20 protein-coding genes are annotated in these 14,465 nt (G+C 28.2%); 19 read left to right on the top strand and 1 reads right to left on the bottom strand.

What is annotated here, in order from left to right:
• Position 1: 1 nt before the first annotated feature.
• Positions 2 to 1,291 carry a hemolysin family protein gene (locus D3Z33_RS04360; protein ID WP_160196571.1) on the top strand — a complete coding sequence of 430 codons (1,290 nt, stop codon included), beginning with the start codon at positions 2 to 4 and terminating at the stop codon, positions 1,289 to 1,291.
• 10 nt (positions 1,292 to 1,301) lie between these two features.
• Here D3Z33_RS04360 and D3Z33_RS04355 read toward each other — a convergent pair whose 3' ends face one another.
• Positions 1,302 to 2,093 (bottom strand): M15 family metallopeptidase, encoded by a 792-nt coding sequence (locus D3Z33_RS04355; RefSeq protein WP_160196570.1) that lies wholly within the window; start codon positions 2,091 to 2,093, stop codon positions 1,302 to 1,304.
• A 142-nt stretch (positions 2,094 to 2,235) separates the two neighbouring features.
• On the opposite strand from D3Z33_RS04355, the gene glpX reads away from it, so the two are divergent.
• From glpX to D3Z33_RS04265, 18 genes are all read left to right on the top strand, one after another.
• On the top strand, positions 2,236 to 3,243 hold the full coding sequence (gene glpX, locus D3Z33_RS04350) for a class II fructose-bisphosphatase (RefSeq protein WP_160196569.1): 1,008 nt from the start codon (positions 2,236 to 2,238) through the stop codon (positions 3,241 to 3,243).
• A gap of 73 nt (positions 3,244 to 3,316) precedes the next feature.
• Positions 3,317 to 4,057 (top strand): NADPH-dependent oxidoreductase, encoded by a 741-nt coding sequence (locus D3Z33_RS04345; RefSeq protein ID WP_160196568.1) that lies wholly within the window; start codon positions 3,317 to 3,319, stop codon positions 4,055 to 4,057.
• Between the two features lie 207 nt (positions 4,058 to 4,264).
• The gene (rho, locus tag D3Z33_RS04340; RefSeq protein WP_160196567.1) at positions 4,265 to 5,593 is read left to right on the top strand and encodes a transcription termination factor Rho; all 1,329 of its coding nucleotides are present in this window, start codon (positions 4,265 to 4,267) and stop codon (positions 5,591 to 5,593) included.
• Between the two features lie 74 nt (positions 5,594 to 5,667).
• A complete protein-coding gene (locus D3Z33_RS04335; RefSeq protein WP_160196566.1) occupies positions 5,668 to 6,033 on the top strand; it encodes a hypothetical protein in 366 nt (121 codons plus the stop codon).
• Positions 6,033 to 6,518 carry a Na+/H+ antiporter subunit E gene (locus D3Z33_RS04330; RefSeq protein ID WP_160196565.1) on the top strand — a complete coding sequence of 162 codons (486 nt, stop codon included), beginning with the start codon at positions 6,033 to 6,035 and terminating at the stop codon, positions 6,516 to 6,518. The genes D3Z33_RS04335 and D3Z33_RS04330 overlap by 1 nt, the downstream gene beginning before the upstream one ends.
• Before the next feature lie 3 nt (positions 6,519 to 6,521).
• On the top strand, positions 6,522 to 6,782 hold the full coding sequence (locus D3Z33_RS04325; RefSeq protein WP_160196564.1) for a monovalent cation/H+ antiporter complex subunit F: 261 nt from the start codon (positions 6,522 to 6,524) through the stop codon (positions 6,780 to 6,782).
• Complete coding sequence (gene mnhG, locus D3Z33_RS04320; protein ID WP_201750426.1) at positions 6,779 to 7,087, top strand: monovalent cation/H(+) antiporter subunit G; 309 nt, start codon at positions 6,779 to 6,781, stop codon at positions 7,085 to 7,087. The genes D3Z33_RS04325 and mnhG overlap by 4 nt, the downstream gene beginning before the upstream one ends.
• Entirely contained in the window at positions 7,084 to 7,620 is a 537-nt protein-coding gene (locus D3Z33_RS04315; RefSeq protein WP_160196563.1) for a Na(+)/H(+) antiporter subunit B, read from the top strand. Before mnhG ends, D3Z33_RS04315 begins: the two co-directional genes overlap by 4 nt.
• Positions 7,613 to 7,873: a hypothetical protein gene (locus D3Z33_RS04310; protein WP_160196562.1), complete on the top strand. Its 261-nt coding sequence runs from the start codon at positions 7,613 to 7,615 to the stop codon at positions 7,871 to 7,873. Before D3Z33_RS04315 ends, D3Z33_RS04310 begins: the two co-directional genes overlap by 8 nt.
• Positions 7,870 to 8,274, top strand: a complete 405-nt coding sequence (locus D3Z33_RS04305) for an MnhB domain-containing protein (protein WP_160196561.1) — start codon at positions 7,870 to 7,872, stop codon at positions 8,272 to 8,274. The genes D3Z33_RS04310 and D3Z33_RS04305 overlap by 4 nt, the downstream gene beginning before the upstream one ends.
• Positions 8,275 to 8,610, top strand: a complete 336-nt coding sequence (locus tag D3Z33_RS04300; protein WP_160196560.1) for an NADH-quinone oxidoreductase subunit K — start codon at positions 8,275 to 8,277, stop codon at positions 8,608 to 8,610. It abuts the gene before it with no gap.
• Positions 8,611 to 8,790: 180 nt separating this feature from the next.
• Positions 8,791 to 10,383 (top strand): complex I subunit 5 family protein, encoded by a 1,593-nt coding sequence (locus D3Z33_RS04295; RefSeq protein ID WP_160196559.1) that lies wholly within the window; start codon positions 8,791 to 8,793, stop codon positions 10,381 to 10,383.
• 108 nt (positions 10,384 to 10,491) lie between these two features.
• The gene (gene rpmE / locus D3Z33_RS04290) at positions 10,492 to 10,689 is read left to right on the top strand and encodes a 50S ribosomal protein L31 (RefSeq protein ID WP_130805705.1); all 198 of its coding nucleotides are present in this window, start codon (positions 10,492 to 10,494) and stop codon (positions 10,687 to 10,689) included.
• A 78-nt stretch (positions 10,690 to 10,767) separates the two neighbouring features.
• The gene (locus D3Z33_RS04285; RefSeq protein WP_160196558.1) at positions 10,768 to 11,346 is read left to right on the top strand and encodes a thymidine kinase; all 579 of its coding nucleotides are present in this window, start codon (positions 10,768 to 10,770) and stop codon (positions 11,344 to 11,346) included.
• 187 nt (positions 11,347 to 11,533) lie between these two features.
• Complete coding sequence (locus D3Z33_RS04280) at positions 11,534 to 12,445, top strand: metal ABC transporter solute-binding protein, Zn/Mn family (protein WP_160196557.1); 912 nt, start codon at positions 11,534 to 11,536, stop codon at positions 12,443 to 12,445.
• A gap of 91 nt (positions 12,446 to 12,536) precedes the next feature.
• Positions 12,537 to 13,400: a peptide chain release factor N(5)-glutamine methyltransferase gene (gene prmC / locus D3Z33_RS04275; RefSeq protein ID WP_160196556.1), complete on the top strand. Its 864-nt coding sequence runs from the start codon at positions 12,537 to 12,539 to the stop codon at positions 13,398 to 13,400.
• A gap of 1 nt (position 13,401) precedes the next feature.
• The gene (locus D3Z33_RS04270; protein WP_160196555.1) at positions 13,402 to 13,947 is read left to right on the top strand and encodes a chromate transporter; all 546 of its coding nucleotides are present in this window, start codon (positions 13,402 to 13,404) and stop codon (positions 13,945 to 13,947) included.
• On the top strand, positions 13,947 to 14,465 hold the full coding sequence (locus D3Z33_RS04265) for a chromate transporter (RefSeq protein WP_160196554.1): 519 nt from the start codon (positions 13,947 to 13,949) through the stop codon (positions 14,463 to 14,465). Before D3Z33_RS04270 ends, D3Z33_RS04265 begins: the two co-directional genes overlap by 1 nt.

The raw sequence follows: 14,465 nt of genomic DNA, 5'->3' as shown, positions 1-14,465 counted from the left end.
TATGGATTTTATTTTGATACTAATACTTATACTACTAAATGGATTCTTTGCAGCAGCTGAATTTGCCCTTGTTTCAATAGAAAGAGAAAAATATGAATCTGAAAAATATAACACTAGTAAAAAAGTACAAAGTCTTTTAAAAATAACTGAAAATCCTAGTAGGTTTTTAGCTACAATACAGGTAGGGATAACACTTGCTGGTTTTTTAGCTAGTGCATCTGCAGCAGTAACGATTTCAAAGCCTTTTGGTGAAATATTAGAAGCCACAGGATTACCTGTAATATCCGACTTTAGTGATCAAATTGCAATAGTAATAGGGACAATAATACTTTCATTTATTACTTTAGTATTTGGAGAATTGGTACCAAAAAGAATAGCCCTTGCAAATACAGAACGTACAGCATTATTTTCAGTAACACCAATAAATTTATTATCTAAAATTATGAAACCAGTAATATTTATACTTACGAAAACCACAGATATTGTAGCAAAGTTATTAGGTACTGATACAGAAGGAGCAGAAGAAAAAATAACAGAAGAAGAAATAAGAAATACAATAAGGAAAGGTAGAAGGCATGGAGTATTAAATCCTACAGAAACAGAAATGCTTGAACGGATATTTGAGTTCGATGATAAACTTGTAAAAGACATTAAAACTGCTAAAAATAAAATATTCTCAGTCAATATAGAAACAGATATTAAAGGTATGATGGATGGAATAATAAAAAGTGGTTTTTCTCGAATACCTGTAAGGGATAAAAGTGATGATATAATTGGGATACTTTATATAAAAGATTTATTTTATGAAATGGAACGAATAAAAAAACAGGAAATAGAAATAAAGAATATACTTAGGAAACCTTATTTTGTACCAGAAACTAAAAAGATAGATACATTATATAAAGAATTAAAAGTAAATCAAAATCATATGGCTATAATAATAGATGAATATGGCTCCATTTCAGGAATTGTAACCCTTGAGGATATATTAGAAGAGATAGTGGGAGAGATATTTGATGAATTTGAACAAGAAATACACTCTATAAAATATTTAGAAGAGGGTGTATATTTAGTTGATGGACTTGAAAGCATAAAAAAAGTAAATGAAGAGTTAGAGTTAGATTTACCTTTAGATGGCCCAGATACTATAGGTGGATTTGTACTTAGTTTACTTGATGATATCCCAGATAAAGATGATTATCCTATGATTAACTTTAATAATATAATATTTAAGGTAGAAAAGATAAAAGGCAAGAGAATAAAAGTTGTAAAAATGACAATAACAAAGTAAATTTTAAGGACTACTTTGAAAAGTAGTCCTTAAAATATTCTTCTAATGTTATATTTAAATCATATATTTCTTTTGAAACATCTTTACCAACATATCTTAAATGCCAAGGTTCATACTGGTAACCAGTTATATCTTCTTTTCCTTTAGGAAATCTTATAATGAATCCAAATTTATGAGCATTGGAAGCCAACCATTTGCCATCAGCTGTTTCACCAAATGATTCTGTAAGTTGATTATTGACAACTTCAGAGGTAACATCCATGGCAAGTCCTGTTTGATGTTCGCTTTGTCCAGGTTTTGCACTAAACTTATTTGCTTCTTCTATGCCATTTGCTTCTACATATTGATTAAATAAAGATGTTTGAATATCATAAGATCTATATCCAGATCTACCATAGAACTTAAAACCTGATTTACTTCCAGCTTTAAATAATTCTTCTAAATTTTCAGCTGCTATTTGTCTCATAAATCTTACAGGACTATCCTTGAATACAAATGGGATATCAGGATCAACTAGATCTTCTGGTTCATAATCTTTAGGTAAATTTCTATTTTTATTTGTTAGAACTAGTATATCATTTGGGTTAGTTACAACTTGTTCGCCACTAGCATTTGTAGTTATAGTTTTTTCTAAATATGATTCTTCTTTTTCGTTTTCTTGAGTTTGTTCATTATTTTTATTATCTTTTTTGTTATCATTTTGTTGTTGAATTTCAGTTTTATCATTATCTTCTGTATTTTCACATCCAATAATAGCTATAGATAAAATAAGAGTTAGTAATAAAGTTATAATTTTTTTCATTTTTTGTGCCTCCTTACCTATTATAGTATAGCAAAAGTGATTAAATAAAGTAACAAAAATAATTAAATAAATGTAAGAAAAATGTTGACTATTTTACTTTATAGTGATAAAAAAGAAGAGAATAAAAAAAGAGGTGAAAAATATGAATTTAGATAGGAATTTAGCACTTTCATTAGTTAGAGTTACAGAAATAGCTTCACTTGCTGCAGCAAAATATATGGGTAGAGGAGACAAAATAGGAGCAGATGGAGCAGCAGTAGATGGAATGAGAAGTGCTTTTAATTTAGCAGAAGTAAAAGGAACTGTAGTTATAGGAGAGGGAGAGAAAGATAAAGCACCTATGCTTTTTATAGGAGAAGAAATAGGAGCAGGAACTGAGGAATCCATAGAAGTAGATATAGCAGTTGATCCATTAGATGGTACAACTTTAGTTGCAAAGGGTCTTCCAAATGCTATAGCAGTAATAGCAATGGCTCCAAAGGGATGTTTATTACATGCACCAGATACTTATATGGAAAAAATAGTAGTAGGACCTAAAGCTAAAGGGAAGATTAGATTAGATGCATCAGTGGAAGAAAATTTAACTGCTGTTGCAAAAGCATTAAACAAGGAAATTTCAGACTTAACAGTTACAATACAAGATAGACCGAGACATTTTGATTTAATTAGAGAAATTAGAAGCATAGGTGCAAGAATAAAATTATTTGGAGAAGGTGATGTAGCTGCAGCACTTGCTACAGGCTTTGATGATACTGGAATTGATATACTAATGGGAATAGGTGGTGCACCAGAGGGCGTAATAACAGCAGCAGCTATAAAGGCCATGGGTGGAGATATGGTAGGAAGACTAAATGTAAGATCTGATGAAGAATTACAAAGATGTAGAGATCTAAATTTAACAGATGAAGATATAAATAAAACACTTTCATTAGATGATCTTGTAAAAGGTGATGAAGCATTCTTTTCTGCAACAGGAATAAGTGATGGAGATTTACTTAAAGGAGTAGTATATAAAGGGAATAATGTAGCAACTACACATTCTGTAGTAATGAGATCAAAAACAGGAACTATACGTTTTGTAGAAGCTATTCATAAGTTGGATAAAAATGATATTCTTATAAATCTTATGAATAAACATGGAGAAGCTTAGAACCGAACAAAAGGATTATCTTTTATTTATAAGGGTATAATACTTAGGTATATAAATAAAGGAGTTGAATATCTTGAATAATGTTTTAGATTTATTGAAAGATCATAGATCAATTAGAAAGTATAAAGAGGATAGTGTCCCAGAAGAATATTTAGATAATATAATACAATCAGTACAATCAGCACCAACGTCCATAAATGGACAACAAATATCAGTCATTGCAATAGAGGATAAAGCTAGGAAAAAGAAAATCTCTCAATTATCAGGAGATCAAGAATGGATAGATCAAGCGCCACTTATGCTTATATTCTGTTCAGATTTTTATAAAGCAAAATTAGCACTTGAAAAGCAAGGAAAAGAATTTGGAATAATTGATAATATAGAGGCAACATTAGTAGGTTCAGTAGATGTAGGTATTGCTTTAGAAGCAGCTATTGTATCTGCAGAATCATTAGGTCTTGGAATAGTCCCTATTGGTGCAGTTAGAAAAGAATCCGAAGAATTAGCTAAGATGTTAGAATTACCTGAATATGTATTTCCTATGGTAGGACTATGTATAGGATTTCCTATGGATAGGTCAAATAAAAAACCAAGACTTCCTAAAAAGGCAGTTTTCCATAGAGAAAAATATGATTCAAAAGACATGAAAAAGTTAATAGATGAATATGATTCTACAATGAGTGATTATATGAAAGAAAGAACTAATGGAGAATCAGATAGAAATTGGAGTCAAACAGTAGCACAAATATATGAAAATGTTTACTTTCCTAAAGTAAGTGATTCAATAAGAAAAAAAGGCTATAAATCAGAATAGTTTTCTTATTGACTTGTTAATATTCAAATGATACTATATAATTATCCAAAAGCTGTGAGTTCTAATACTCATGGCTAGCGGATAATATTACTTTATATATAAGCTTATCTTTTATTTTCTTATATTATTTTTCCATGATATTTAAATTCATATACCATATAAAATACATAAAATTATATATAATTGTAAATTTGCGGAGGTGGAATTTTGAAACGATCGGACCTAGAGTCGATGAAATTAGACCAGTTAAAAAGCATAGCAAAAAATGTAGGTCTAAAAGGGTTTACTAAATTTAGAAAAGACGAATTGATAGATCATTTATTAAAGGCAGGAGATTTAGAAAAAATAGAAAAATTAAATCAAAAAGAAATGCACAAAAAAGAGTTGCCAGACAGACTATCAGAAGAAATAGATAAAAGCAAAGAAATAAATTATGTTGAAGGGATACTTGAACTTCACCCTGATGGTGGATACGGATTTTTAAGACGTCAAAATTATCTTTCAGGAGATAATGATATATACATATCTCCTTCACAAATAAGAAGATTCAATCTTAAAACAGGTGATAAAGTATTTGGGATAACAAGACCTGCAAAAACAGGTGAAAAATATAATGCTTTATTATATGTTAAGAAGGTAAACGATTTAAATCCTGAGAGTGCAACTAATAGACCAAACTTTGATACACTTACCCCTATTTATCCTATTGAAAGAATGACTCTTGAAACAAACCCATCTGAAATTTCAACTAGAATAATAGATCTTATTGCTCCAATAGGAAGAGGCCAAAGAGGAATGATAGTAGCTCCTCCAAAGGCAGGAAAAACAGTACTTCTTAAAAAAGTTGCTAATAGTATAGCAAAAAATCATCCTGATGTAGAAATTATAATATTATTAATAGATGAAAGACCTGAAGAAGTTACAGATATGCAACGTTCAGTTAAAGGAGATGTAGCGTATTCTACATTTGATGAGCTTCCACGTCATCATACAAAAGTGGCAGAAATGGTGTTAGAACGTGCCAAAAGATTAGTTGAACATGGTAAAGATGTAGTTATACTTTTAGATAGCATAACAAGACTTGCTCGTGCATATAATCTTATAATACCACCAACAGGTAGAACACTTTCAGGAGGACTTGATCCAGGAGCATTACATAAACCAAAAAGCTTTTTTGGGGCAGCAAGAAAAATAGAAAATGGAGGAAGTCTTACTATACTTGCAACAGCTTTAATTGATACAGGTAGCAGAATGGATGATGTAATATTTGAAGAATTTAAAGGAACAGGAAATATGGAAGTGCATTTAGATAGAAAATTATCTGAGAAGAGAATATTCCCTGCAATTGATATAAATAAATCTGGTACAAGAAGAGAAGACTTACTTTTATCACAAAAAGAACTTGAAACAATTTGGAATATAAGAAAGGCACTTGGTAATACTTCTACTGTAGATGTAGCAGAAATGATACTTGAAAAATTAATGAAGACAAAAACAAACTTTGAGTTCATTGAGATAATGAGGAATAAAAAATAGACTAGAAGATTTTCTTCTAGTCTTGCTTTATATATATGTGAAAAGGGTATTATAAAAAAAGGAGAGGTGAAAATATGTTAAATAGAGGAAAGCATGATATTTATAATATAGTTTGTTCTCTTACTTCCATAATGCTTAAAAAAGATGCTAAAAAAATTGATTTAAATATAGATAATAATGAAGAATACATGAGAATAAGAATGGTAGGTAATATAAAAAATTTAAAGAAAGAGAATGTTGATAAATTAAGAGAGTATCTTGAAAAAGATGAAGATTATGATATAACTTTATTATTATATGAAGGATTATATGATGATATAGAAGAAGAAAATATATACCTTATTGCAAGTCTTATAGATAAATCATATGTTAATTATGATGGAGAAAATATAGAAATAATACTCGTAAAAGAAAAAAATGGGCTTAAAGAGGAGGAATAATGAAAGTAAAGAAATTTCACCCTAAGATGTTTATTATTCTATTTATATTTTGGATGTTACTTACTCTTAATTTAGAGATTTTAAATATAATAGGAGGGATTATAGTTTCTTTTATAGTAACCTATTTGTCTTATGGATTACTATATACTGAAAACGGATTTTTATTTTCGTTTCCTAGTATTTATACATGGATAAAGTACATATTTATTCTTATTTCAGAAATTTATATATCTTCTATAGATCTGATGAAAAGCATAATAAAAGATGAATATGATCCTTCTATATTGGAGATAGAGCTAGATTTAAAAGATTCTTTTTTGATTACACTTGTAGCTAATTCAATAACACTTACACCAGGGACAATTACTGTAGATAAAAAAGACAACAAATTAATCGTATTATATATAAGGCAAGATGAAAATGGAGACGCAGAAAAAAATATCAAAGAGAAATTTGAAAAACTCTTTATTAAAAAGGAGAATTGATATATGTTTTTAATCATAACTATGGTTGTTTTGATAATTGCAATGTTTTTTGTTTTAATAAAAATGGTAAAAGGGCCTACTCTTTGGGACAGGCTAATGTGCCTTAATTTAATTTCAGCACATACAATACTTCTTATAACAATATATGGAATATATAAAGAAAGTTCAATGCTTTTAGATATTGCAATATCTTATGGGATCATAGGATTTTTGACTATAACGCTTCTTTCAAGATTTTTACTTAGAGGAGGAAGACAAAAATGATATTTGATATTATTTCGATAATTTTAATTTTTCTTTCATGGATATTTATATTTTTTGGAGTTTTGGGTATATATAGATTCAAAAATATTTATGCTAGATTACTTACTAGTAGCAATATAGATACAGTGGCTTTTATTACAATAATATTTGCTCTAATATTTAAAGTTGGAATAAACACATTATCAATAAGACTTATTATAATACTAGTATTTATGCTACTTACAGGTCCAGTTAGTAATCATATCATAGCAAGAAGTGCATATTTAAATGGTATACCTTCAAAACCAGATAAGGAGAGATTATGAATATAATAATTTTACTTCAAGTTTTTTTAATAATAATATCTATTACGGTAATAACATTAAAAAATAATTTAAAATCAGTTATTTTCTTTTCAGTATTTTCTCTTATTTCAGCTCTTCTTTATTATTTTTATAGGGCACCAGACTTGGCACTTGCTGAAGCTGCAATAGGAAGTGCAATAATACCCCTTATATTTATAATAGCTATATCTAAGCAAAAGGAGTTTATTGTAGTATTAGGAAGTGTAGAAGATAGCTTTCTAGATATAGAAAGTAAGTCTGGAATAGGATACAAAATATTAGAAGAATTAACTGATTATTATCAACTTAAACTAGTATTTTTAAAAGATAAAAATGATATATCATTTGAAGTATTTAGAGTTAGAAATGTGGACTTATTTATATATAAAGAAGATAAACATTATGTCTTTAAAGGAAATCCAGCATCTACTATTACTAATAGACTAAGTAAAATTTGTGGAGACTATAAAGATGTAAAGGTGAAATTTGTAGAGGAGGAACATGTTTATGATTAAAAAAATTATAACTATAATTCTTCTAGTAATAATATTTTTAAGTTTTTCTTCTATTTTGATAGATTTGGATGTAGATAATTACGCTAAAAATTACTTGTTTAATAATGGATTAGAAGAAACAGGCTCTAAAAATCTTATAACAGCAATATATTTAGACTATAGATTATATGATTCACTATTTGAAGCAGGACTTCTTCTTGTGACAGTTTCAGGTATTATTTTTATTTCTAAAAGGGATGATGATGTAATATGAAAAAATCCGAAATTTTAACATGTATTTGTAGAATTTTATTTCCATTTATACTGATATATGGGTTTTATGTTATAATCAATGGACATTTATCTCCAGGTGGTGGATTTCAAGGAGGAGCAATACTTGCAACAGCTATACTAATAACATATATAGTGGAAGTACCAATATTAGAAGATATAGTAATATTAGTTAAAATAGAAAAATATAGTTTTTTTATAATTATATTAGTAGCAATGACCAGTATATTTACTAGAGGTAGCTTTTTTACTAATTTTGTTCCAGAACATATGAGTATGGGAGTAAAAACTATATTTTTATTAATCTTAAATTTTCTAATAGGTATTAAGGTTTCAACAGGCCTTATAACAATATTGACTACATTTATGGAAGAGGGTGAATAGGTGAAATTAGAAATATTACTTTCATTTGTAATAGTACTTATAGGACTTTTCGGACTTTCAACTAGTAAAGGGATAATCAAAACAATTATTTCCTTAAATATAACTCAAGCAGCAATAATATTATTGTTTTTAAGTATTGGAGCAACAGAAGGAGGAGAAATACCTATTTTAAATGGAATAGCGGAAAAAATAGTAGATCCTATTCCACAAGCTCTTATGATAACAACAATAGTAATAGGAGCAAGTATCACTGCATTATCTCTCATGTTAGCTATAAAAGTATTTCATTATTATGGTACCCTTAGTTGGAAGGAGCTTTTTGATAGGGAGGGATAATTATAGATTTTGCACCTATTCTAATCCTTATAGCTATATTTAGAGTTGATTTAAATTATATAGAGTTTTTCACATTAAAATAAGAAATTATAATCTATCCTTTGAAAATACAAATGCGATTTCATTAGTTACTGTCGTATTTATGATCATATGGGTTTGGGTTTTTTAGGGAGGTAATTTATGAAATTTATACCGATATTTTTAATATTTATACCAATTTTTTCAGCAATGATAATATACTTAGTACATGATAGAAGAATAAATTACTTGGCATTTGTAACCCAGATTACAAATATAATTTTATACATACTTTATTCAAAGTATTTTATAACTATAGGAAGAAAACATATATTCACATTAGGACCATGGAATAAAGCAATTGGAATTACATTTCTAATTGATAATCTTAGTATGGTTTTTGTAGCACTTACAATATTTATTTGGACTTTAATAATACTATATAGCTGGAATAAAAGAGAACATGAATATAAGTTTTTATTCTTTTTATTATTTCTAGAAGGAGCATTTATAGCACTTTTATTTAGTAATGACCTTTTTAACATTTTTGTTGTATTAGATATAATAACAATACTTTCAACAATACTTATAATATATAAAAAAGATGGTTTTTCAGTGAGAGCAGGGCTTTATTATCTTGCTTTTAATTCAGTAGGCATATTATTTTATCTATTAGGATTAATTTTATTATATTCATTTACAGGTACACTTAATATGGACACAATAAAAGTTAAAATAGAATTTTTTAGAGATACAAATATAGTTAAATTATCCTATGTATTTATAATGGCAGCAGTAGGAGTAAAATCAGCACTTTTTCCAGTATACAATTGGCTTCCAAGAGCCCATAGTGCTGCACCATCTGGAGTATCAGCTTTACTTTCAGGACTGCTCGTAAAAAGTGGATTATATGCATTTATTCGGATGAATCAGATGTTTAATATAGATCTATTAAATGATTTTTTCTTTTTATTAGGTTTTGCAACTGGATTTTTAGGTGTCTTGTTTGCATTAACTCAAAAAGATATAAAGCAAATTTTAGCTTTTCATACAATATCTCAAATAGGTATTATGCTTATGGGAATAAGTGCTATGGAAGGAGAACTTTTGATTGGTGGAACACTACATGTATTTAATCATGCAATATTTAAGACATTACTATTTTTAGCAGCAGGAATACTTATAAATAGATATGGTTCAAGACGCGTTACAGAAATAAGAGGCGTTTTTAGGGATTCACCAATTATCTCTATATTTATGATAATTGGTATATTATCTATAACAGGGGCACCTTTATTTAATGGATATGTAAGTAAAACAATAATAAAGCATGGACTTTATGGAAGTAGTTTAAAAATAAATATGTTAAACTTGCTTAATTTAGGCACTATAATTTCATTTGTAAAATTTTCTCAGATATTTTTTGGTCATTCTAATGTAAACAAATTACACCATAGAACAAGTGAAACTTCTATTGGCATATTAGCTATAACTTGTTTGTCTCTAGGATTATTTTCAAAAAGTATAATGTTAAATTTATTTGGAATAGAAGTATCTTATTTAAATATATTTGACATGGGTTATATAATTGATTATATATTAAATGTATTTTTAGGATATATAATATTTAAACTTATAATAGAAAAAGACTACAAAATAATAAAGAAATTAAGACATGTGAATTTATCATTTTCTACTACAAATATAATGTTAATAACCTTTATAGTAGTAATGATTTTGTGGATAAAAATTTAAATTTAGTTGTTTGCAAAAGTTTTTTTTCTGTGCTATAATGTATTAGTTGAAAACTGACAAATATGAAAATCATAAATTTATAAGTTGCATCGGAAAGAGGTGATTTTAGTGAAAGAAGGAATCCATCCAGAATATAATACGGTTAAAGTGCGTTGCGCATGTGGAAATGAATTTGAAACTGGTTCTACAAAAGAAGATATAAAAGTTGAAATTTGTTCAGAATGTCATCCATTCTTCACAGGACGTCAAAAGTTTATTGATAAAGGCGGACGTGTTGATAAATTCAAGAAAAAATATGGAATGTAATAGAAGCTATAGGTTAGAAGGGAAAATTCTTCTAACCTTTATTTTTTCAAAATATACTAATGACAATGGGGGATTTAGATGTATGGACCAAACGATCATGGATATATAGAAGCTGCAATAGGACCTATGTATAGTGGAAAAAGTGAAGAACTTATAAGAAGGCTTAGAAGAGCAAAGATAGCAAAACAAAAAGTACAAGTATTTAAACCCGCAATAGATAATAGATATTCAAAAGTTGATGTAGTATCCCATAATGGAGATAAAATAGAAGGAATTTGTATATCAAATTCTGAAGAGATATTAGAATTATTAGAAGATGATACAGAAGTAGTAGGAATAGATGAAATTCAATTTTTAGATAGAGGAATAGTACATATTTGTAGAACACTTGCAAATAGAGGACTTAGAGTAATAGTTGCAGGACTTGATATGGATTTTAGAGGGGAACCATTTGGGCCTACACCAGAAATATTAGCTATATCAGAATTTGTGGACAAACTTACAGCAGTATGTATGGTTTGTGGAAATCCTGCAACAAGAACTCAAAGATTAATAGATGGGAAACCTGCAAGATATGATGAACCGACAATACTTGTAGGAGCAAAAGAAAGTTATGAAGCAAGATGTAGACTCCATCATGAAGTAAAACGTGGGTAAGGTTCAAATTTTACTATATTTAAAATAAGATAGATAAATGTACATTTATCTATCTTATTTTAAGTTTATTCTTTATGATTACTGTCTATTATAAAGGGTATTAAATTTTATAATGCTGTTAGAAATAATACAAAAGGTTATACTAGAAGTATAAATGTAAAATCGTATGTGTTTTAAGGAGGGAATTATGAAGAAAATATTTATTGTTTTAACAATATTATTAGTTGTATTAACAGGTTGTACCGATAATAACAATGAAGCACAAAAAAGTGACAAGCTAACTGTAGCTGCTGGAATACCACCAATAAAAGGATTTATAAATTCTATTGCAAAAGAGAAAATAGAAGTGGTTACTATGATACCACCGGGAAACAGTCCTACAAATTATCAGCCTTCACCAAAAGAGTTACAAAAATTTAGTGACTCTAAAGTATATTTTGCTATGGGAGTACCAGCAGAAGAATCAAATATTATTCCAAAGGCAAAAGATTTAAATGAAGATATGGAAATAATCCATTTAGCAAATAATATAGAACAGGATTTTCCCAATAGATATTTTGAGGAAGATGAAGAGCATAGCCATGAAGAAGATGAAGAGCATAGCCATGAAGAAGGTAGAGATCCACATATATGGTTATCACCTAAAAGAGTTATTGCTATAGTAGATATTATAACAGATAAGTTGATAGAATTAGATTCTGAAAATGAGGAATTTTACACTGAAAATAGTGAAAAATATAAAGCAGAATTAAATCAAATAGATGAAAGTATAAAACAAAGTCTAGAAGGAGTAAAAAGTCAGTCATTTATAATTTATCATCCTTCATTTGGATATTTTGCTGATGATTATGGTCTCAATATGGTAGCAATAGAGGAATCAGGTAAGGAAGCAAGTGCTAAAAGAATAACTGAAGTAATAGATTTTGCTAAAGAAAATAATATAAAATTTGTTTTTTATCAGCAAGAATTTAGCAGTTCACAAGCAGAAACTATAGCAGAGGAAATTGGTGGGGAAGCAATAAAGGTCGATCCACTATCAGAAAATTATATTGACAATATGAAAAATATTTCAGAGAAGTTTAGTGAAGTATTAAATTAAGATTAAAAATCTCTACTATAATAAATATTGGTAGAGATTTTCAGCTTATGTTATAATTTTAAATAGAATATTTTGAAAGGGGACATTTCAAGTGAGTACAACTGTAAGAAACCTTTTGGAAAAAGGTTTCAAATCCTTATCAAAAACAGAAAGAAAAAGTCCAAGATTAGAATCAGAGCTTATAGTAATGCATTTATTAGATGTTGATAAAGCCTATCTTTACACTCATCCAAATCGTATAGTAAATAAAGAAATTATAGATAAATTTGAAGAATTAGTTGAAAAGAGAAAACAAGGTTACCCGATACAATATATACTGAAAAATCAAGAATTTATGGGTTTGGATTTCCATGTAACAGAGGGAGTACTCGTACCAAGACCTGACACTGAAATATTAATTGAATATATAATAAAATTTGCTAGAAAAAATGACAAAGAAAAATTAAAAATATTAGATATAGGAACAGGAAGTGGTGCTATATCACTTAGTCTTGCTTACTATATAGAAAATTCATATATTTATTCTGTAGATATAAGTGAAAAAGCAATAAAAATAGCACGTAAAAATAAAAAGAAAATGAACCTTGAGGACAGAGTACAGTTAATAACTAAAGATATTTTAGAGGGATTTCCAGAGATAGACGAAAAAATGGATATAGTAGTATCAAATCCTCCCTATATTCCTTCAAGAGATATTGATAGTCTTCAAATAGAAGTATCAAAATATGAACCAAGACTTGCATTAGACGGTGGAGATGATGGGTTAGTATTTTATAGATATATAACAGAAAAAGCAAAAGAAAAACTTATATATAATGGACTTTTATGTTATGAAATAGGATATGATCAGGGTGAAAGTGTTAAAAATATAATGAAAGATAACGGATATAAAGATATATTAATATTAAAAGACCTACAAGGTAGGGATAGAGCAGTTATAGGAAGGATGGGCTAGCTTGAAAGATCTTTTTAAGTTTTTTATCACCTTTTTTAAAATTGGTATATTTACAATAGGTGGTGGATATGCTATGTTACCTTTAATACAAAGAGAAGTAGTAGATAATAATAGGTGGCTAACTGAAAAAGAATTTTTAGATATACTTGCCGTTGCACAATCATCACCTGGTGCAATTGCTATAAATACTTCTATACTTATAGGCTATAAGTTAAATAAGATAAAAGGTGCTATTTTTTGTGCAATAGGAGTATCAACTCCTTCCTTTTTAATCATATTATTTGTAGTTAAATTTGTATACGGATTTAGGGATAATATTATAGTAGAAAAAGTATTCAAAGGTCTTACACCTGCAGTAGTAGGACTTATTGGGGCATCATTATGGAATTTATATATATCTGCTAAATTAAAACCTATATTAATCATTATATCAATATTAGCTGCTGTTTTTCTTATAATATTTGGGATTAGTCCTGTATATGTATTGTTAACTGCTGCATTTGTATCTATAGCATATAATAAATTAAGGGAAGAAAGGAAAGAATAATGATATCACCAAAATTGTTTTTATCATTTTTTAAAATAGGTTTATTTAGTTTCGGTGGAGGGCTTGCTATGCTTCCATTTATACAAGAAGAATTGATAAAAAATAGAGGTTGGATAAATCCAAAAGAGTTTATAGATATGCTTGCTATATCACAAGTAACTCCAGGCCCTATTGCAATAAATTCAGCTACATTTCTAGGTTTTAATATAAATGGAGTATTAGGTTCAGCAATTGCAACAATTTCAGTGATACTTCCTTCATTTTTAATACTTATAACAATAGCTCACTTTCTAGAACGATTTAAAAATTCTAAATATGTAGAATGGATTTTTTCTGGAATTAGACCTATAGTATTATCGCTTATAGCATCTGCATTATATTTAGTAGGAAAAGAATCTATATTAGATATAAAGGGAGCTATTATTGCAATAGCAATATTTTATTTGGTAGGAATAAAAAAAATAAGTCCTATAGTAGGGATAATTGGGGCAGGAATAACTGGAATTTTGATATATTAA

It is taken from the genome of Senegalia massiliensis (assembly GCF_009911265.1).
GTDB classification, from domain to species: Bacteria; Bacillota; Clostridia; order Tissierellales; family SIT17; genus Anaeromonas; species Anaeromonas massiliensis_A.
This window is presented reverse-complemented; position numbering and strand designations above follow the sequence as displayed.

Bases quoted from the DNA above. Each gene is read 5' to 3' on its own strand.
- D3Z33_RS04265 (WP_160196554.1), top strand. From the start codon at position 13,947: ATGATATCACCAAAATTGTTTTTATCATTTTTTAAAATAGGTTTATTT.
- D3Z33_RS04330 (WP_160196565.1), top strand. From the start codon at position 6,033: ATGAAAGTAAAGAAATTTCACCCTAAGATGTTTATTATTCTATTTATA.
- D3Z33_RS04280 (WP_160196557.1), top strand. From the start codon at position 11,534: ATGAAGAAAATATTTATTGTTTTAACAATATTATTAGTTGTATTAACA.
- mnhG (WP_201750426.1), top strand. From the start codon at position 6,779: ATGATATTTGATATTATTTCGATAATTTTAATTTTTCTTTCATGGATA.
- D3Z33_RS04315 (WP_160196563.1), top strand. From the start codon at position 7,084: ATGAATATAATAATTTTACTTCAAGTTTTTTTAATAATAATATCTATT.
- D3Z33_RS04335 (WP_160196566.1), top strand. From the start codon at position 5,668: ATGTTAAATAGAGGAAAGCATGATATTTATAATATAGTTTGTTCTCTT.
- D3Z33_RS04285 (WP_160196558.1), top strand. From the start codon at position 10,768: ATGTATGGACCAAACGATCATGGATATATAGAAGCTGCAATAGGACCT.
- D3Z33_RS04310 (WP_160196562.1), top strand. From the start codon at position 7,613: ATGATTAAAAAAATTATAACTATAATTCTTCTAGTAATAATATTTTTA.
- D3Z33_RS04305 (WP_160196561.1), top strand. From the start codon at position 7,870: ATGAAAAAATCCGAAATTTTAACATGTATTTGTAGAATTTTATTTCCA.
- D3Z33_RS04360 (WP_160196571.1), top strand. From the start codon at position 2: ATGGATTTTATTTTGATACTAATACTTATACTACTAAATGGATTCTTT.
- D3Z33_RS04295 (WP_160196559.1), top strand. From the start codon at position 8,791: ATGAAATTTATACCGATATTTTTAATATTTATACCAATTTTTTCAGCA.
- D3Z33_RS04325 (WP_160196564.1), top strand. From the start codon at position 6,522: ATGTTTTTAATCATAACTATGGTTGTTTTGATAATTGCAATGTTTTTT.
- glpX (WP_160196569.1), top strand. From the start codon at position 2,236: ATGAATTTAGATAGGAATTTAGCACTTTCATTAGTTAGAGTTACAGAA.
- D3Z33_RS04355 (WP_160196570.1), bottom strand. From the start codon at position 2,093: ATGAAAAAAATTATAACTTTATTACTAACTCTTATTTTATCTATAGCT.